We start from the raw sequence: 16,781 nt of genomic DNA, 5'->3' as shown, positions 1-16,781 counted from the left end.
AATCGTTTCGTCAGGATCCGGCGGTGAAGTAGACCTGCGAGAAGTCCTCCTGCGTGAGCGGGGAGACGTCCGGCGGGTATACGTTCGCCGCGAAGGCGATCGAGGGCGGGGAGGACGAGAGCGGCAGGCCCGGGAGCTCTTCCATCACGGCCTCGTTCGCGGTCTTCCAGAGGTCCACGCGGGTGGCCTCGTCCGGCTCGGTGTTGGCGGCGGCGATCGAGTCGAAGACCTCCGCGTTGTCGAAGCCCCACTCGGTGGAGGGGGCGGCGAACCAGGTGCCGAGGAAGTTGTACGGGTCGGAGAAGTCGCCCGTCCAGCCCAGCAGGTACAGCGGGCACTCGCCCGAGCGCGTGGTCGGGATGTACTCGACCCAGGTGATGGGCTTGGCCTCGACGGTGACGCCGGCGGCCTCGAGGTCGGCGGCGATCATGTCGAAGATGTCCTTCGGCGCCGGCATGTACGGCCGGGTCACGTCGGTCGGGTAGCAGAACGTGAGGCTCAGGTCCTCCTGGCCCGCTTCGGCGAGCATGTCCTTGGCCTTCTCGGTGTCGTACTCGTACTCGACGACGTCCTCCGACCAGCCTTCGAGGCTCGGCGGCTGGAACTGGTTGGCGACCAGGCCGCCCGGCGGCAGCACGTTGTCGACGATGCGCTGGCGGTCGACGGCGTAGGAGAGGGCCTCGCGGACGGCGTGGTCCTCGAGCGGCGCCTGGCCCTGCGTGTAGGCGAGGTAGAGGAGGTTGAAGACGCCGCGGACGGGGACCTGGAAGCCGGCGTCGAGCAGCGGCTGCACGTCGGCGGGGGCGGCGAGGTCGTAGCCGTGGATGTCGCCGGCCTCGAGGGCCTGGCGGCGGGCGGTCTCGTCGGAGATGGTGCGGAAGATCAGGGTCTTGACCCCGGCCTTCTCACCCCAGTAGTCGTCGTTGCGGGTGAGGGTCACCTGCTGCTCGGAGTGGTTCCAGTCGGTCAGCGTGAACGCGCCGGTGCCGGCGAGGGTGCCGGCGGTCTGGGAGTACTCGGGCAGGGGCGAGTCGGCCGCTTCGAGCGGGACGTCGGCGATGGCCGCGATCGAGGTCGGGCTGAGGATCGAGAAGGAGCTCAGGGAGAACGCGCCCGGGAAGCTGGACGTGTACTTGCTCAGGCTGATCGTGGCGTCGAGGCCGTCTGCGGTGCAGCCCTCGTAGAGCGACTCGGTCTCGATGCCCATCTCGGGGTCGTTCTCGGCGAAGCCGCCGAAGATCGCCGAGTAGTAGTAGGAGAAGTTCGGGGACTGGTAGCCGCCCTTGAAGTTCGCCCACCGGTCGAAGTTCGCGCACACGGCGGCGCCGTCGAGGGCGTCGCCGTCGTGGAAGGTCACGCCCTCGCGGAGGTGGAAGGTCCACTCGGTGCCTTCGGGGTTCTGGTCCCAGGATTCGGCCAGGCCGGGCGCGTTGTCGGTGCAGTCGGTGCTGATGAGGGTCTCGAAGATCTGGCGGGTGACGCGGAAGGTCTCGCCGTCCGAGGCGAGCACCGGGTCGATGCTCGTCGGGTCTCCGGGCGAGCCGAAGACGAAGGGCTGGGACTCGTTCGCGGCCTCGTCGGGGGCGGGGTCCCCGTCGGTGCGCTCGGGACAGGAGAAGTCGAAGTCCTCGGCGGTGTCGGCGTCCCCTTCGGAGCCGCCGTCACTTCCGCAGGCTGTGAACAGGCCCAATGCCATGGCGGCGCCTGCCGCTGCGGCGAGGGCGCGCCTGACTGGGAATGGTGACGTGCGCATAGGTTGTCTCACCCGTCGATCGTTGGGTATTCGGAGGTAGACACAGCCTAGGTCAAGGTGAGTTACGGCACTGTTAAGCGTTATGTGATCGTGACCGTACCGGCGATTATTGTTACCCAAATCGTACGGATCGCACGCGAGTGAAACCTGTTGCGGCGCAATGGAACATGGAAAAGGGCACGCCTGAGGGCCGGCGAGGGAGCGCTTTCTCGGGGCTCCCCGCCGAACACCCGGTGAACGTCCGGTGGTTCAGTCCACGTCGCGGCGGCCGGAGAAGGCGCGCCCGAGGGTGACCTCGTCGGCGTATTCGAGGTCGCCGCCGACGGGCAGGCCGCTGGCGAGCCGGGTGACCTTGAACCCCATGGGCTTGACGAGCATCGCCAGATAGGTGGCGGTGGCCTCGCCCTCGGTGTTGGGGTCGGTGGCGAGGATGAGCTCCTTGGTCTCGCCGGACTGGAGGCGCACCATGAGCTGACGGATGCGCAGGTCGTCGGGGCCGATGCCTTCGAGCGGGTTGATGGCGCCGCCGAGCACGTGGTAGCGCCCGCGGAACTCGCCGGTGCGCTCGACGGCGAGGACGTCCTTGGGTTCCTCGACCACGCAGATGAGCGTCTCGGAGCGGCGGGGGTCGCGGCAGATGTTGCACTGCTCGGCCTCGGTGACGTTGCCGCAGGTCTCGCAGAACCGCACCTGGGCCTTGACCCGGTCGAGCGCGGAGGTGAGCCGTTCGACGTCGGCGCTCTCGGAGGCGAGCAGGTGGAAGGCGAGCCGCTGGGCGCTCTTGGGACCGATGCCCGGCAACTGGCCCAGCTCTTCGATCAGGTCGCCCAATGCGCCGTCGTACAAGGATCTCTCTTTTCTCGCCGCTCGATCGTGGTCAAGGTGCGCTGTCGGTGTGCGCTGTCGGTGTGCGGGGGCCGGCTACATGCCGGGGAGGCCGAGGCCGCCGGTCATGCCGCCGAGGGCGTCGCCGAGCGGGCCCATCTTCTCGGCGGCGAGGCGCTTGGCGTCCTCGCCCGCGGCCTGGACGGCGGCGAGCACGAGGTCTTCGAGGGTCTCGACGTCATCGGGGTCGACCGCCTCGGGGGCGATCTTGACGCGGACGAGTTCGCCGTCGCCGGTGACGGTGGCGGTCACGAGGCCGCCGCCCGCCGAGGCGCTCACTTCGGACTTGGCCAGCTCGGCCTGCGCGGCCATCATGTCGGTCTGCATCTGCTGGGCCTGCTGCAACAGCTTCTGCATGTCTCCGCCAGGGAACATTGCGATCACTCCTCGCCGGTGGGCTTCGGATTTCCTCGGTTCCCCGCCAGCCTAGCCGCCCGGGCGGGCGGGCACCCGCCGAGCGGACCGCTCGGCGGCCGTCCGACTGCCCGCCTGCCTGCCTGCCTGCCTAGCGCAAGGTTCTACCTACCATCCCTAACCCCCACCCACCCGGGGACCGTGCCGCAACCTTTCCGCGCGGGTACGACAAGAACCGGGCGCCGCGGCGCTCCTGTCACCCGAACGGGTCGGGAACGCGAAGCCCCTTGCACCCGTTTCGATGCGCAGGACGGGCGCTAGACGATCTGCTTGGCGCCGAACGCGGTCGTCAGGAGCTTGACGGCCTGCTCCTCGCTGGTGCCGAAGCCGCCCGGGGCGACCGGGTCGTCAGGGCTGGGTTCGTCGTAGTCCTGCGGCGGCGGCTCCTCGAAGGACTCCCGGGCCGGGGCCGAGGCCTGGCGGGCCGGGGCGTTCGCGTTACGGGCCGATGCGGGCGCGGGGCTCCTAGGCGCCGGGGCCGGCGCCGCTCCCGGACCCGCTTTTGGGAGGTTCGCGACCTCCCCCACCTCGCACCGGAGTTTCCAGTTCCCGCCGAGCACCTCGCCGAGCACCCCCACCACGACCCCGTAGGCGGGTTCCTTCTGCAACTGCTCGGCGTGGAAGGAGTGCTTGAACGCGAGCACCACTTCAGTGTCAGTGGCGTCGGCGACCGTGGCCTCGGACAGGAGCGCGGCGGTGGTGCGCTTCTTGTCCTTGACCGCCATCATGATCCGGTCCCACTGGCGCCGGATCGACGCGGCGGTCATGCCGCCGCCGGCGCCGACGCTCTCGGGGGCGGCGTAGGCCGTCGCCCCGGGGGCGGGCTCGGGTTCGGCACCGGCCCAGTCGTCGGTGCCCGCCGGTTCGGGACTGCTCGCCGGGGCGGCCGGAGCCGGGGGCGCTTCGTCCTCCCACGGCGGCGCGGCGGCGCTCGGGCCCGGGACCGCCTCTGCGGCGGGTTCCGGTGCGGGCGTCGCCGGTACGGGCTTCGCGGCCGCGACGGTGGCCTCGGCGAGGACGCTGCGCGCGGCGGCCGGACCGGTCGCGGCAGCACTCGGCGCCGCGAAGGCCGCGCCCGCGGCGCGCTGCTCGAGGGTCTCCAGGCGCTGCATCAGCCCCGCCATGGACTCGTCGGAACCGGGCAGAATCGCACGCACGCAAGCGAGTTCGAGCAGGAGCCGCGGCGCGGTCGCGCCGCGCATCCCGGCCAGGCCCGCCGCGACGACCTCGGCCATGCGCGCCAGGGTCGACGTGCCCATGCGCGTCGCCTGGCTGGTCATCTTCGCGAGCTGGTCGGACGGCGCGTCGACGAGGCCGTTCGCACCCGCGTCGGGCACCTGGGTGAGCACGATGAGGTCCCGCAGGCGCTCCAGGAGGTCCCCGGCGTAGCGCCGCGGGTCGTGGCCGCCCTCGACCACGCGCTCGACCACTTCCATGACCGAAGCGCCGTCGGCGGCCGCGAAGGCCTCGCACATCTCGTCGAGGAGCCCGGCGTCGGTGACGCCCAGGAGCCCCGCGGCCCGCTCGTAGGTGACGCCCTCGGGGCCCGCCCCGGCGATGAGCTGGTCGAGCACCGAGAGGGTGTCGCGCGCGGAACCGCCCCCGGCGCGGACCACGAGCGGGAGCACGTCGTCGGCGACGGCCGCGTTCTCCTCGTCGCACAGCCGGCGGCACAGTTCGCGCATCGCGGGCGGCGGGATGAGCCGGAACGGGTAGTGGTGGGTGCGCGAGCGGATGGTCGGCAGGACCTTGTCCGGCTCGGTGGTCGCGAAGATGAACAGGACGTAGTCCGGCGGCTCCTCGACCAGCTTGAGCAGCGCGTTGAAGCCCGCGGCGGTGACCATGTGGGCTTCGTCGATGATGTAGATCTTGAACCGGGAGTCCACGGGCGCGAAGACGGCTCGTTCGCGCAGCTCGCGGGCGTCGTCGACGCCGCCGTGGCTGGCCGCGTCGATCTCGATCACGTCGACCGAGCCGTGGCCGTCGGCCGCCAGCGCGCGGCAGGAGTTGCACTCGCCGCACGGTTCGGCGGTGGGGCCCTGGGCGCAGTTGAGGGAGCGGGCGAGGATGCGGGCCGAGGAGGTCTTGCCGCAGCCGCGCGGCCCGGAGAACAGGTAGGCGTGGTTGAGCCGCCCGGCTCGGATGGCGTTGATGAGGGGCTCGGTGACGTGTTCCTGGCCGACGACTTCGGCGAAGGTCTGCGGCCGGTATTTGCGGTACAGCGCGAGTGCCACGTCTTCCTCCTGCTAGCCGGTGCGCCCTCTGCGGAGCCGGTTCTCTGCTCAGCCCAGGGTACGGCCTGGGTCCGACGTTCGGCCTGCGACCGGTCGTCTAGGGGGAGTCCGGGCACCCGCGGCGGGCCGATATCCGGGCGCGCCGCGTTTCGGGGCGTTCCGCGGGGCGGCCCCCGTCTGTCCCTTGGAGTGGCCTTCGCCACCGGAAAGCGATATCATCCTCTTCGTAGTTACGAATTGATACGTTTCAATAGATTGGATTCCCCCTTGCGCACCCTCACTCCACCCCGCCTCCCGCGGCTCGCCCGGTGGCTGGCCGCCGCCGCGGTGGCCGTGTGCACCGCGGCCGGACTGACCGTCCTCGGCGCGGCCCCGGCCGGCGCCGTCGAGACCGGCACCTGGTACCGGATCGTCAACGACCACTCCGGCCTCGCCGTCAGCATCCAGAACGGCTCCACCGCGGCAGGGGGCGTCGCCGTCCTCGCGACCGCGTCGAACGCGACCAGCCAGCAGTTCCGATTCGTCGACTCCGGCAGCGGCTACTACCGGATCCAAGCCCGGCACTCGAATCAGGTACTCGACGTCTACGCCAAGTCCACCGCCAACGGCGCCGACATCGTCCAGTGGGCCGACAACAACGGCACCAACCAGCAGTGGCAGGTCAACACCCAGTCCGACGGCTCCGTCGAACTCGTGAACCGCAACTCCGGCAAGGCCCTCGACAACTGGGAGTGGGCGACCACCGCGGGCAGCCGCGTCTCCCAGTACGACCGCAACGACCTCGAGTCGCAGCACTGGAAGCTCGTCCCGGTCGAAGGCGGGACCGCCGGCAACGGCGCCGTCGCCGACCCGAACCTCCAGTACTACGGGCGCTGGAACACCAACGACGCCGCCTTCTACACGATGGGCTGGGCCGGCGGCTACGTCGAGTCGGCCTTCACCGGGTCCTCGATCGGCGTGAAGCTGCGGGGCGCGATCGACATGTACTACTCGGTCGACGGCGGCGCCGAGACCTGGATGCGCAACGTCTCGGGGAACGTCACGGTGAAGACCGGCCTCGGCTCGGGGACGCACACGATCCGGATCGGCTTCCGCGAGAAGGCCGGGTCCTACACCGGCGACCCGGCGTTCGGCGGGTTCCTCCTCGCCTCGGGCGGCGCCACGACCGGCATCGCGCGCCCGGCGAACTTCATCGAGTTCATCGGCGACTCGATCACCGTCGGCCAGCCGAACGGGAACCGGCCCTTCACCGCCTACGGATACCTGGTGGGCGACAACCTGAACGCGGGCCACACGCAGGTCGCCCAGGGCGGCGCGTGCCTGGTCAGCACCGCGGACGGCTGCTGGGGGATGATGGACTGGTTCCGCCGCACCTCGATGGCCTCCACGGGCGACGACTGGAACTTCTCCCGCTACCGGGCCACGGCCGTGGTGATCAACCTGGGCACCAACGACGTCGGGCACGGCGTCTCGACCGTGCAGTTCCAGGAGAACTACATCGTGATGCTCGAACGGGTCCGCCAGGCCTACCCGAACGCCCACATCTTCGCGATGGAGACCTTCCGAGGCCGCTACAGCCCCGAGACGCAGGCGACCGTGAACGCGCGCGTCGGCGCGGGCGACGCGAACGTCCACTTCGTCGACACGACCGGCTGGCTGCCCGACGCCTCCGACCTCGTCGACAGCGTGCACCCCAGCGACTCGGGGCACCTCAAGATCGCGAACCGGCTCACACCGATCATCGACCAGTACCTCTAGAAGCGCACAACGGTGCCCGCTCCGGCCGGAGCGGGCACCGTCGCGTTCACGCCTCGTTCTGGAGCTTCGCGACCTCGTGCTCGAGCCCCTCGCGGGTCAGGCGCAGCTGCTCCTCGGCGACCTCCACGGCCTCGAGGAAGCTGCGGGCCCGCACCAGCTGCCTGATGCGGTCCTCCGCCGCGCGGTCGTGGCGCCCGTCGTTGTCCCTGCGGTACTCGGCGACCGCCCGGTCCGCCTCGTCCTTCGCGCGCTCCTGGGTGTGGCGCATGAGTTCGGAGGCCTGGGCCCTCGCCTGGGCGATGATCTGGCGCGAGTAGTGCTGCGCCTGGTTGACGTAGCTCTCGGCCTGCTGCTGCGCCTGCGAGACGAGGTTGACGGCCGTCGAGGTCGGCGTCGCGGGGATCGGCGCCTGAAGCCGTTGCGAGTTCTGCTGCGACTGCCAGGACCGCAGCGCCTGCTTCAGCTTCTCCGCGTCGGTCCGCAGTGCGGCCTCGCGCTGGTCGCGGGTGGCCAGCTCGTCGGCCACGCGCTCCAGGAAGCGGTGGACCTCGTCGGGCTGGTAGCCGCGCCGAGTCAGGCTCGTCATGGAGAACCTGGCGTTGTTGACCTGTCCGACGGTGACTTTCACACCGGACGACCGGTAGCTGTACATGATGGAACGTCCTCTCTCACTCGCCCGTGGGCTCGAAGTGGATGGCCTCCGCCCGGATGCCGGAGCCGGCCAGGTGCTTCCTGCCCGTCTCCACCATTCCCGGCGGCCCGCACAGGTAGACGTCGGCGCCGGAGCAGCGGCCGTGCGCCACGGCCAGCTCCACCGGGGAGCCCAGGCGGGACTCCGAGCCGAACAGGTCCTCGTCGACGCACGGCACGAACTCGAGCCAGTCGTGCGCGGACGCGAGGGCGCGCAGCTGGTCGAGGCAGTACAGGCCCGCGGGGCTGCGCGCGCCCCAGTACAGGCTCGTCGGCCGGGGTGCGGCGGCCAGCTGCTCGACGAGCGCCTTCATCGGGGCGACGCCGGTGCCGCCCGCGATCATGGTGACCGGGCCGCGGCCCGGGCGGAGGGTGAGCCCGGTGCCGAAGGCGGGGCCGACCCGGAGGTGGTCGCCGGGCCGGACGAGGGAGACCAGCGCGGTCGAGACCTGGCCGCCGTCGACGGCGCGGACGTGCAGTTCGATGGTGCCGTCCGCTCTCGGCGCGTTCGCCGGCGAGTACTGGCGCCAGACCCGCGGTCGCAGGCTCGTGCACAGTGAGAGCGACTGGCCGGGAAGGTAGTCGATGCGGTTCCCGGGGTCGAGGGTGATCACGGCGGTCTCGAGGTCGCGACGCTCGTGGGCGACGATCTCGGCGTCCCACCAGGCCGGGGTGTAGTGGGCGGCCGCGTCGGCGGCGTCGGCCATGGTCGCGGAGACGAGCCCGTAGGCCGCCGTCCAGTCGGCGGCGATGGCGGGCGTCCAGTGCGGTCCGCTGAAGTGCTCGAGGGTGGCGACCAGCGCCTCGCCGACGGCCGGGTAGTGGCCGCGCAGCGCCCCGAACTTGCGGTGGTCGCGGCCGAGCGCCTGGAGGGTGGGGACGACCGCGTCGATGGTGTCGACGTTGCTGACCACGGCCCCGAGCGCGTTCACGAGCTTGTCGCGCTGCGCTGCCATGTTCATGGGGAACAGGTCGCGCGTCTCGGGGTGGGTCAAGAACAATGTCGAGTAGAAGTACAGCGGGACCTGGTCGCCGTGGGAGGCGACCAGACTCCAGTTCTTCTTCAACCGTTCGGCGTCGATCATGTGCCTAGTCGTCCGCCCCGATGACGTCGGGGGCGACCGATTCGAGGACCTGGCCGACGGTGTCGATGATGTCGCGCGGGACGTCGAGCTCCTCGAGGACCGCGGTGAGGTGGGCGCCGACGGCCTTGTACTGGCCGACGGAGATGTCCATGCTCTTGTGGGCTTCGGCGAGTTCGCGCCCGGCGTAGGACTTGGGGCCGTCGAGGACCTGGGAGATCAGGGCGACCTGGTGGCGCTTGAGCTGGACGAGGTCGGTGCCCGTGAAGAACGGGGCCAGTTCGTCGTCGGCGAGCAGGCGCCGGTAGAGGCGCTCGACCGCTTCGGTGACGGCGGGGGCGCCGCCGATGCGCTCATAGGGGGACATCGGCTGCTCTTCGGCTGCATTCATGGTCAGTCATCCTTAAAGGTGATATGCGATACGCGACCAGAGCCTACCGACGATGACCCCCGAGATCCATAGTGTTCCTCATGTTTTGGCGCTTTCCCTTGTTACGATGGTAAATCGCAATCAAACGGTCACCGTTCGCATTCGACAGGGGTCGATCACAGAGCGATGCGCACCGGGTTCCGGCGCAGTTCGCGAGCGGTGCATCGGCCAAAGGCGAAAGCGGGCGGTGCCCGCACTGACCAAGTGCGGGCACCGCGGTCCGATGGCGCCCTACTGCGCCGACAGGGCCTCGGTCGGCGAGAGCCGGGACGCCCGGATCGCCGGGTAGAGCCCGGCGACCGCGCCGATGAACAGCGTCGCGGCCACGCCGCCGGCGCTCGCCCAGTACGGCACCACCGCGGGCCAGGACCGCGACGACGCGTAGACCGCCGTCACCGCCGTCCCGATGAGGACCCCGCCGACCCCGCCGAGGGCGCTCAGCAGGAGCGACTCGGCGAGGAACTGGAGCCGGATCTGCCCCCGCGTCGCGCCCAGCGACCGGCGCAGGCCGATCTCGCTGCGCCGCTCCAGGACCGAGATCACCATCGTGTTGGCGACCCCGACCCCGCCGACGAGCAGCGCCACCGCCCCGAGCCCCAGGAGCATCCCGGTGAACGCCGTGTCGACCGCCTGCTGCGCCTCGAGCGCGTCCGAGGGCCGCGACACCGACACCTCGTCGGGCGCCGACGGGTCGGCCGTCGCCGCCAGCACCGAGGCGACCGCCTCCACGTGCGCCTCGTCGGCGCGCGTGTAGACCGTGGTCGCGTGGCCGTCGAACCCGAGGTGGGTCGCGGCGGCCTCCCAGCCGACCAGCGCCGTCAGATCGAGCTCCGGAGCGAGCACGACCGGTTCGAGGACGCCGACGACGGTGAACCACCGGCCGCCGATGTACACGTCGACGCCGGCGCCGGTGATCCCCATCTGCTCGGCGGCGCCCGCCCCGAGGACCACCGACGGGTACCGCGCGGTCGCCTCGTTGAGCCAGACGCCGTCGGCGAGTTCGGCGCCCACGCTCTCGAGGAGGCCCAGTTCGGCCGCGGCGACGCTCATGCCGCCGGACTGCCCCTCGGGGATCCGGTCGGACCGGTACACGTTCGCGTCCGGCACCTGCCCGATCGCGGCGACGTCGTAGACCGGTTCGATCCGGCCGATCATGTCGACCGCCTCGTACGGCAGGATCCCCACCTCGCCGCTCATCATCGACGTGCCCGGTTCGACGCGGAGCAGGTTGGTGCCCAAGGCTTCCAGGGTCCGGTCGAGTTCGGCCCGGCTCGAGGAGGAGATCCCCACGACCGCGATCATCGCCGCGATGCCGATGGCGATCCCCAGCGCGGACAGCCACGCCCGCAGCGGCCGGGTCCGCAGCCCCGTCGCCCCCACCCGGACGACGTCGCCCGCGTGCATGCGGGCGGCCCGCAGCGACCTGGGGTCCGGCGCCCGCTTCGGCGGGGCGGGCGGCACGGGGAACGGCGGCGGCGGGTAGCCGCCCGGAGGCGGGTCGTCCGTGCCCGAAGCGGTCGGCGCGCTCATGCGACCACCTCCCCGTCGTGCATCGCGACCTGCCGCGGCAGCGACCGGGCGATGTCCTGGTCGTGCGTGATGACCACGATCGTGGTCCCGGCGTCGTGCAGTTCGTGCAGCAGCGCCATGACCCCCGTCCCCGACACGGAGTCGAGGTTCCCGGTCGGCTCGTCCGCCAGGAGCACCGACGGCTCGCCGACGATCGCGCGGGCGACGGCGACTCTCTGGCGCTCGCCGCCCGACAGCTCGTTGGGCAGGTGGTCGAGGCGGTGCGAGAGCCCCACCCGGTCCAGCGCCCGGGCCGCGCGGGTCCGGCGCTCGGGCCCGCGCATCCCCGAGTAGAGGAGACCGTCGGCGACGTTGTCGAGGACCGGCTGGCCCACCGCGAGGTGGAACGACTGGAACACGAAGCCGATCCTGCCGGCGCGCAGTGCCGACAGCTGCTTGTCCTTGAGTTTCGCGACGTCGAACCCGTCGATGCGGACCGTGCCCTCGCTGGGCCGGTCGAGCGTCCCGATCAGGTTGAGCATCGTGGACTTCCCCGAACCGGACGGGCCGACGATCGCGCACAGCTCGCCGGTCTCGATCCGCAGGCTGACCTCCCGGAGGGCGCGGACGTCCCCCGGGTAGGTCTTGGAGACCCGTTCGAGCTCGACCACCGGGTACGGCTCCGGTTCGGCCGCCGCCGCCCGCACCTCGGCGGTGCGGTCCCACGAGTCCGCCCGCCCGGAGTCGGCCGGGGCCCCGCCGATGCGGCTCATGAGGGCACCACGACGGACTGGCCGGCCTCCAGGCCCTCGCCGCTGACTTCGACCGAGCCGTCCGCGAACATGCCGGTCTCGACGCCGACGACCTCGGTCGCGTCGCCGGAGACGATCTCCAGGCCGTACCCGCCCTCGGCGAGCCCCAGGAGCGCTTCGACGGGGACGGTCAGGACGTCCTCGGCCGTGTCGCCGGCGAAGCCGACGTCGATCGCGGCCTGGTCGAGGCCGTCGAAGACCGCGGGGTCGTCGGCGGCCACCGTGACTTCGAGGTAGGTGACCTCCTCGGTGTCGCCGCTCTGGCCGGTCTCCTCGCCGACGAGCGACTCGGAGTCGGTGACCGTGCCCGTCGCCTCGGTGCCGTCCGGGAGCGTCACGGTCACGGCGTCGCCGACCGTGACCAGCTCCTGGTCGTCGAGTTCGACCTCGACGGTGACGACCTTGTCGAGGCCGGTGTAGTCGAGGAGCGCCCCGCCGGGCCCGGCGGCGTCGCCGAGCTCGACCGCGACGGCGTCCACGCGGATCTTCCCGGGCGCGTAGACGACCTGGCCCAGGTCGACGCTGCCGGTCTGTTCGAGGCCGAGGTCGTCCTGCCACTCCTCGACCGCGCCGGCGGTCGCGTCGGTGTACTCGTCGTCGACGGTGAAGCCGTCGTAGCCGAGCTCGGAGAGGTTCTTCTCGAACTGCTCCACGTCGGCGCCCTCGGTTCCCGCCGTGAGCGACCGGTAGGCGGGCAGACTCCCGTAGAGGAGGACCACCGGCCGGTCGTCGACGGCGTAGATCTCGTCGCCCCGGCCGATCCGGTCCCCCGCCGCCGGCAGCGCGGTATAGGTGCCGTTGACGAGGCAGTCGAGCCCGATCACGTCGCCGTAGCCGAGGTCGCCGGTGTACTCCACGGTCTCGGTGAGGGTCTGCTGCACGACCTCGGCGGTCGCCGGGGTCTCGGTGTTCGCCTCAGCCTCGGCCTCGTCGAAGAGCGTGCGGGGGTCGAAGCCGAGCGCGGCGGCACCGGCACCGACCACGGCGACGGCGACCGCGGTGATCGCGACGGCCTTGCCCGCGCGTCCGCCCTTGCGGCGCTCGCGGCTCATCACCCGTCCTCGCCGTCGTTCTCGGGGCCTTCGCCGCGGCCCTCGGGCCGCAGGTCCGCACAGGCCTCCTCGGCGGCCTGGAACTCCTCGCTCTGCGGGTCGAAGCCCATGTCGCCGTTCATGATGATGCCGCCGCCCTCAGTGGGGTCCGGGAATTCCGCGATGCCGTTCTCGCGCATGCACTCGGAGTACTCCACGAGCGCCTGATAGACCTCGGGGTCGATGGTCGCGTTCTCGTCGGGGCCGGGCTGCATGTCCTCGCAGGCCTCCTCGGCGGCCTTGAACTCCTCGGATTCGGGGTCCATGCCCTCGGGGAGGCCCAGGCTGATGCCGCCCTCGCCCTGTTCTTCGGGGTCGGGGAAGTCGGCGATGCCGTTGTCCCGCATGCACTCGGAATAGGCGAGGGCTTCCTCGAAGCCGTCGAGGTCCTCGCCCTCCTCGGAGGCCGACTCGGTGGCGTCGCCGTCGGCGCTGGCCACACCGCCGTCACCGTCGTCGCTGCCGCAGGCCGAGGCCGTCAGGGCCATCAGGCCCAAAAGGAGCGCGATCTTGTATCGCCGCATTGCCGTGTCCTTTCATCGCGGACTGGGAGGTCCAGCCGCAGAGCCAGTACAGCGGCCCGGCGGTTTCGCGGCCGTAACCCGAAACGGCAATGTCGCGGCAACACCGCCCGCGCGATGATGGAGAACATGAGAATCCTGGTGGTCGAGGACGAGCCGCTGCTCGCCGACGCCGTGGCCGAATGGCTGCGCGGCGAATCGCACGCGGTCGACATCGCCCTCGACGGCGGCGCGGCGCTGGAGAGGATCGGCGTCAACGACTACGACGTGGTGGTCCTGGACCGGGACCTTCCGGTCGTCCACGGCGACCAGGTCTGCCGGGAGATCAACGCCGCCGGCGGCGACGTGCGCGTCCTCATGCTGACCGCCGCCTCCGACATCGACGACCGCGTCGCCGGACTCGCCATCGGCGCCGACGACTACCTGACGAAGCCGTTCGCGTTCCGCGAACTCGCCGCCCGCGTCACCGCCCTGGGCCGCCGGGCCCGCCCCGCCGCCCCGCCGGTCCTGGCCCGCGCCGGCATCACCCTCGACACGCACCTGCACCAGGTCTTCCGCGACGGCCGCTACGTGCCGCTCTCGCGCAAGGAGTTCGCCGTCCTGGCCGAGCTCCTGAGGGCCGACGGCGCGCCGGTCTCGGCCGAACAACTCCTGGAGAAGGCCTGGGACGAGCACACCGACCCGTTCACGCAGGCCGTGCGCATGACCATCCTCAAACTCAGGCGCAAACTCGGCGACCCGCCGGTGGTCCTGACCGAACCGGGAGTGGGGTACCGGCTCCGATGAGATTCCGACCAAGGCTGACGCTGCGCACCCGACTGACCCTCGTCTACGGCGGCCTGTTCCTCCTCGGCGGGATCTTCATGCTGCTGCTGACCTACAGCCTGGTCCGGCAGGCCATCCCCGAACCCGGAACGATGGTGCAGGGGACGCAGGAGTTCGTCGAAGGGGCGCCGTCCACGGACGACATCCAGGTCAAGAGCGAGGAGTTCGTCTTCAGGATCACCGGGGAGGTGTGGGACGACGCGCTCGGCGCCATCAGCAATCAGGGGGCCCTCTCGCTCGCGCTGGTCAGCATCGCGACGATCGCCATCGGGTGGCTCGTGGCCGGGCGGATGCTCCGCCCGCTCCAGCGCATCACCGACACCGCGGCGCGCATCGCCGAGTCCCCCGCCGCCGACCGCGGCCTGCACGAGCGCATCAAGGTCGCCGGGCCCCGCGACGAGCTGCGGGAGCTGTCCGAGACGTTCAACCACATGCTGGAGCGCCTCGACGGCTCCTTCGACGGCCAGCGCGCGTTCATCTCCAACGCCTCGCACGAGCTGCGCACGCCGCTGACGGTGACGCGGGCCCTGCTGGAGGTCGCGGTCAACCGGCGGGGCGCCTCGGAGGAGGTGCGGCAGCTGGGCGAGACGCTGCTGGAGGTCAACGTCCGCCACGAGCGGCTCATCGACGGGCTCCTGCTGCTGATGCGCTCGGACCGGGAGCTCGCCGAGCGGTCGTATGTGGACCTGGCGGACGTGGCCGAGCACGTGGTCGCGCAGACCCCGGCCCCGGACGTGGCGGTGGCGGCCGAGGGCGGTGAGGCGGCGACGCTCGGCGAGACGGTCCTGCTGGAGCGGCTGGTGCAGAACCTGGTGGAGAACGCGATCCGCTACAACCTGCCCGAGGACGGCTGGGTGCGGGTGGCGACGCGCACCGAGGGCGACCGGGCGGTCCTGGAGGTCGAGAACTCGGGTCCTCTGGTGCCGTCGTTCGAGGTCGCGGGGCTCTTCGAGCCGTTCAGGCGGCTGGGGACCGAGCGTTTGGCGACGGCGTCGAAGGGCGCCGGGCTCGGATTGTCGATCGTGCGGGCGATCGCGCGGGCGCACGGCGGCGAGGCGACGGCGAAGGCCCGCGGCGAAGGCGGCCTCCTGGTGACGGTGTCGCTCCCGGAGGCGCCCGCGTAGCGGTCAGAGTGCGATGCCGTCGACGCCGTTCGGGTTGGGGATCACGCGGCTGGACTGCGCGGGGTCGCCGCCGGCGACGAGCGCGGCGTACTCCTCGAAGACCAGGACCAGGTCGCCGGCGAGGGCTTCGCGGTCCTTGCGCACGACCTCCTCGACCCGGTCGAAGGCCGCGAGCACCTGGCTCCGCAGTTCGTCGGGGTCGGCGGAGTCCATCGTCGGCTGGTCGGTCTCCTCGAGGGCCAGTTCCGTGAGTCCCTTGTTGATGGCGCCCGCGACCCAGGCGGTCGCCGACATCGCGGCCGGGCCCCCGGGCGAGCTCGCGATGATGCCGATGACCGTCAGCCACCCCATGATCGGCTCGAGGCCGGTGCCCTGGCCGGAGCCGTTGTCGATGGCGGCGCCGGCGCCTCGCACCAGCCCGTCGAGGTGGTGCCGGAGCTTCATGACGACCAGGGCGTCGAGCTCGGCGGCGTTCGCCAGCGCGTTCGCCATCTCGGTGTGGCTCTGGGCGGACCTGGTGAAGTGGTCGGAGTAGTTCTCGCGGACGGCCGCGCCGGCGCCGCCGTGCCAGCTCTCGAACCGCTCCTGCACGATCCCGAGCTTGGCGTCGGTGACCGCGCCGTCGTAGGACTTGGCGAGCTGGCGGAGGTCGTGCGCGAGCGCGCTGAGGGCGTCCTCGTCCTTGTCCAGGAGGGCTTCGACGCGCACGAGCACGTCGACGATGAAGTTCGTGGCGGCCGCCCAGCACATGCTGCGCAGTTCTTCATCCTCGGCGCCGGTCATGTGCGTGTCGAAGTCGAAGGTCCAGGTGTCGTTCGGGTTCTGGATGACGCTGCCGGTGGGGTACCGCGCGTTGAAGAACTCGTCGTAGTGGAACCGGACGTACCGCATCTGGAGCGGCTCGCTGAAGCCCGCGACCATCTCCTTGATCGCGTCCCCGCTCGGGGGCGGGCTCTCGATCATGCTCTTGAAATCGGGGAATTTCGGCAAGGTCAGCGTCCGTCTCGTTCGGAGAGGGGCGGCCGGTCGCCGCCCCGGTCGGTCAGCCGGGTCCGTTCGGGGAAGGCTTCGCGGTCGATCTCGTAGTCCTGGGGGTCGGCCGGCGTCCGCGGGGCGCCCGACAGCGCGTCCTCGTATCCGGAGCCGTTCTCGGCGCGGTCGAAGTTGTTGAACCGGTAGCCGCTGTCGGACTCGTACTCGCCGGCGTCGACCTCGGTGAAGTCGGCGGCGACGGCGCCGGTGAGCTCTTCGCCGGTCATCTCGAAGCCGCCCGCGTTGGCCTCGTCGGCGCGACGGTACTCGTGCCCGGCCTCGGCCACGCTCAGGGCGACGGCACGGTGGCTGTCGGCGGTCTGCTCGGTGACGGCGTACAGGAAGCGGTGGCAGCGCACGATGGCCTCGCCGAGGGCGTTGCCCGCCGGGGAGGGGCGCAGGGTGAGCAGCCCGGAGGCGCCCTGGTCGCCGATCGCGCCGGCGCGGTTGGCCATCTCGTCGTAGAAGTCGGCCGCGTACGGCAGGGTTATCTCACCGGCGTCGATCAGGTCGTCGGGGTCGACCTCGAGTCCGCTCATCGCTTCCTCGCTCTCAAGTTGTGTTCCGGCGCGGCGGATGGGGACAGCGCTGTTCGTCCGCCAGAGGGGCGAACCCAACATA

General features: G+C 71.2%; 15 protein-coding genes and 1 pseudogene. 3 read left to right on the top strand and 13 right to left on the bottom strand.

The window, feature by feature from the left end; translation table 11 throughout:
• Window positions 1-10: 10 nt before the first annotated feature.
• From BLQ63_RS09605 to BLQ63_RS09590, 4 genes and pseudogenes are all read right to left on the bottom strand, one after another.
• The gene (locus BLQ63_RS09605) at window positions 11-1,753 is read right to left on the bottom strand and encodes an ABC transporter substrate-binding protein (RefSeq protein ID WP_419774938.1); all 1,743 of its coding nucleotides are present in this window, start codon (window positions 1,751-1,753) and stop codon (window positions 11-13) included.
• A 249-nt stretch (window positions 1,754-2,002) separates the two neighbouring features.
• Window positions 2,003-2,599: a recombination mediator RecR gene (recR, locus tag BLQ63_RS09600; protein ID WP_091032468.1), complete on the bottom strand. Its 597-nt coding sequence runs from the start codon at window positions 2,597-2,599 to the stop codon at window positions 2,003-2,005.
• A 75-nt stretch (window positions 2,600-2,674) separates the two neighbouring features.
• Window positions 2,675-3,013, bottom strand: coding sequence for a YbaB/EbfC family nucleoid-associated protein (locus BLQ63_RS09595; RefSeq protein ID WP_091032464.1), 339 nt, complete (start codon window positions 3,011-3,013; stop codon window positions 2,675-2,677).
• A 391-nt stretch (window positions 3,014-3,404) separates the two neighbouring features.
• Window positions 3,405-5,286, bottom strand: a pseudogene (locus BLQ63_RS09590) (DNA polymerase III subunit gamma and tau); the annotation flags it as partial.
• Window positions 5,287-5,553: 267 nt separating this feature from the next.
• Between BLQ63_RS09590 and BLQ63_RS27735 the strand changes: the two are divergent.
• Window positions 5,554-7,044 (top strand): RICIN domain-containing protein, encoded by a 1,491-nt coding sequence (locus BLQ63_RS27735; RefSeq protein WP_177154856.1) that lies wholly within the window; start codon window positions 5,554-5,556, stop codon window positions 7,042-7,044.
• A 46-nt stretch (window positions 7,045-7,090) separates the two neighbouring features.
• On the opposite strand, the gene BLQ63_RS09575 is transcribed toward BLQ63_RS27735, so the two are convergent.
• The 7 genes from BLQ63_RS09575 to BLQ63_RS09545 form a co-directional block, all read right to left on the bottom strand.
• Window positions 7,091-7,696, bottom strand: a complete 606-nt coding sequence (locus BLQ63_RS09575; RefSeq protein ID WP_091032457.1) for a DivIVA domain-containing protein — start codon at window positions 7,694-7,696, stop codon at window positions 7,091-7,093.
• Between the two features lie 16 nt (window positions 7,697-7,712).
• Entirely contained in the window at window positions 7,713-8,819 is a 1,107-nt protein-coding gene (locus BLQ63_RS09570; RefSeq protein WP_091032454.1) for a globin domain-containing protein, read from the bottom strand.
• A gap of 4 nt (window positions 8,820-8,823) precedes the next feature.
• Window positions 8,824-9,207 carry a group I truncated hemoglobin gene (locus BLQ63_RS09565; RefSeq protein ID WP_218125175.1) on the bottom strand — a complete coding sequence of 128 codons (384 nt, stop codon included), beginning with the start codon at window positions 9,205-9,207 and terminating at the stop codon, window positions 8,824-8,826.
• 270 nt (window positions 9,208-9,477) lie between these two features.
• Entirely contained in the window at window positions 9,478-10,776 is a 1,299-nt protein-coding gene (locus BLQ63_RS09560) for an ABC transporter permease (protein ID WP_245680919.1), read from the bottom strand.
• Window positions 10,773-11,528 carry an ABC transporter ATP-binding protein gene (locus BLQ63_RS09555; protein WP_091032446.1) on the bottom strand — a complete coding sequence of 252 codons (756 nt, stop codon included), beginning with the start codon at window positions 11,526-11,528 and terminating at the stop codon, window positions 10,773-10,775. Before BLQ63_RS09555 ends, BLQ63_RS09560 begins: the two co-directional genes overlap by 4 nt.
• Complete coding sequence (locus tag BLQ63_RS09550; RefSeq protein ID WP_091032441.1) at window positions 11,525-12,619, bottom strand: efflux RND transporter periplasmic adaptor subunit; 1,095 nt, start codon at window positions 12,617-12,619, stop codon at window positions 11,525-11,527. Before BLQ63_RS09550 ends, BLQ63_RS09555 begins: the two co-directional genes overlap by 4 nt.
• Entirely contained in the window at window positions 12,619-13,182 is a 564-nt protein-coding gene (locus BLQ63_RS09545) for a hypothetical protein (protein ID WP_091032438.1), read from the bottom strand. The genes BLQ63_RS09550 and BLQ63_RS09545 overlap by 1 nt, the downstream gene beginning before the upstream one ends.
• A 126-nt stretch (window positions 13,183-13,308) precedes the next feature.
• Between BLQ63_RS09545 and BLQ63_RS09540 the strand changes: the two genes are divergently transcribed.
• Window positions 13,309-13,965 (top strand): response regulator transcription factor, encoded by a 657-nt coding sequence (locus tag BLQ63_RS09540; RefSeq protein ID WP_091032792.1) that lies wholly within the window; start codon window positions 13,309-13,311, stop codon window positions 13,963-13,965.
• A complete protein-coding gene (locus tag BLQ63_RS09535) occupies window positions 13,962-15,128 on the top strand; it encodes a sensor histidine kinase (protein ID WP_091032434.1) in 1,167 nt (388 codons plus the stop codon). Before BLQ63_RS09540 ends, BLQ63_RS09535 begins: the two co-directional genes overlap by 4 nt.
• Window positions 15,129-15,131: 3 nt before the next feature.
• Here BLQ63_RS09535 and BLQ63_RS09530 read toward each other — a convergent pair whose 3' ends face one another.
• Window positions 15,132-16,118 carry a hypothetical protein gene (locus tag BLQ63_RS09530; protein WP_091032429.1) on the bottom strand — a complete coding sequence of 329 codons (987 nt, stop codon included), beginning with the start codon at window positions 16,116-16,118 and terminating at the stop codon, window positions 15,132-15,134.
• A 2-nt stretch (window positions 16,119-16,120) separates the two neighbouring features.
• The gene (locus BLQ63_RS09525; protein ID WP_091032426.1) at window positions 16,121-16,699 is read right to left on the bottom strand and encodes a hypothetical protein; all 579 of its coding nucleotides are present in this window, start codon (window positions 16,697-16,699) and stop codon (window positions 16,121-16,123) included.
• Window positions 16,700-16,781 lie beyond the last annotated feature (82 nt).

This window comes from Glycomyces harbinensis (assembly GCF_900101745.1).
In the GTDB taxonomy this organism is placed as follows: Bacteria; Actinomycetota; Actinomycetes; order Mycobacteriales; family Micromonosporaceae; genus Glycomyces; species Glycomyces harbinensis.
Note: the sequence above shows the minus strand (reverse complement) of the source record. Positions and strands in the feature narration are given on the sequence as shown.

Coding starts and splice junctions, on each gene's coding strand:
- BLQ63_RS09570 (WP_091032454.1), bottom strand. CDS start 8,819: ATGATCGACGCCGAACGGTTGAAGAAGAACTGGAGTCTGGTCGCCTCC.
- BLQ63_RS09550 (WP_091032441.1), bottom strand. CDS start 12,619: ATGAGCCGCGAGCGCCGCAAGGGCGGACGCGCGGGCAAGGCCGTCGCG.
- BLQ63_RS09535 (WP_091032434.1), top strand. CDS start 13,962: ATGAGATTCCGACCAAGGCTGACGCTGCGCACCCGACTGACCCTCGTC.
- BLQ63_RS09575 (WP_091032457.1), bottom strand. CDS start 7,696: ATGTACAGCTACCGGTCGTCCGGTGTGAAAGTCACCGTCGGACAGGTC.
- BLQ63_RS09560 (WP_245680919.1), bottom strand. CDS start 10,776: ATGAGCGCGCCGACCGCTTCGGGCACGGACGACCCGCCTCCGGGCGGC.
- BLQ63_RS09555 (WP_091032446.1), bottom strand. CDS start 11,528: ATGAGCCGCATCGGCGGGGCCCCGGCCGACTCCGGGCGGGCGGACTCG.
- BLQ63_RS09545 (WP_091032438.1), bottom strand. CDS start 13,182: ATGCGGCGATACAAGATCGCGCTCCTTTTGGGCCTGATGGCCCTGACG.
- BLQ63_RS09605 (WP_419774938.1), bottom strand. CDS start 1,753: ATGCGCACGTCACCATTCCCAGTCAGGCGCGCCCTCGCCGCAGCGGCA.
- BLQ63_RS09595 (WP_091032464.1), bottom strand. CDS start 3,013: ATGTTCCCTGGCGGAGACATGCAGAAGCTGTTGCAGCAGGCCCAGCAG.
- BLQ63_RS09540 (WP_091032792.1), top strand. CDS start 13,309: ATGAGAATCCTGGTGGTCGAGGACGAGCCGCTGCTCGCCGACGCCGTG.
- BLQ63_RS09525 (WP_091032426.1), bottom strand. CDS start 16,699: ATGAGCGGACTCGAGGTCGACCCCGACGACCTGATCGACGCCGGTGAG.
- BLQ63_RS09565 (WP_218125175.1), bottom strand. CDS start 9,207: ATGAATGCAGCCGAAGAGCAGCCGATGTCCCCCTATGAGCGCATCGGC.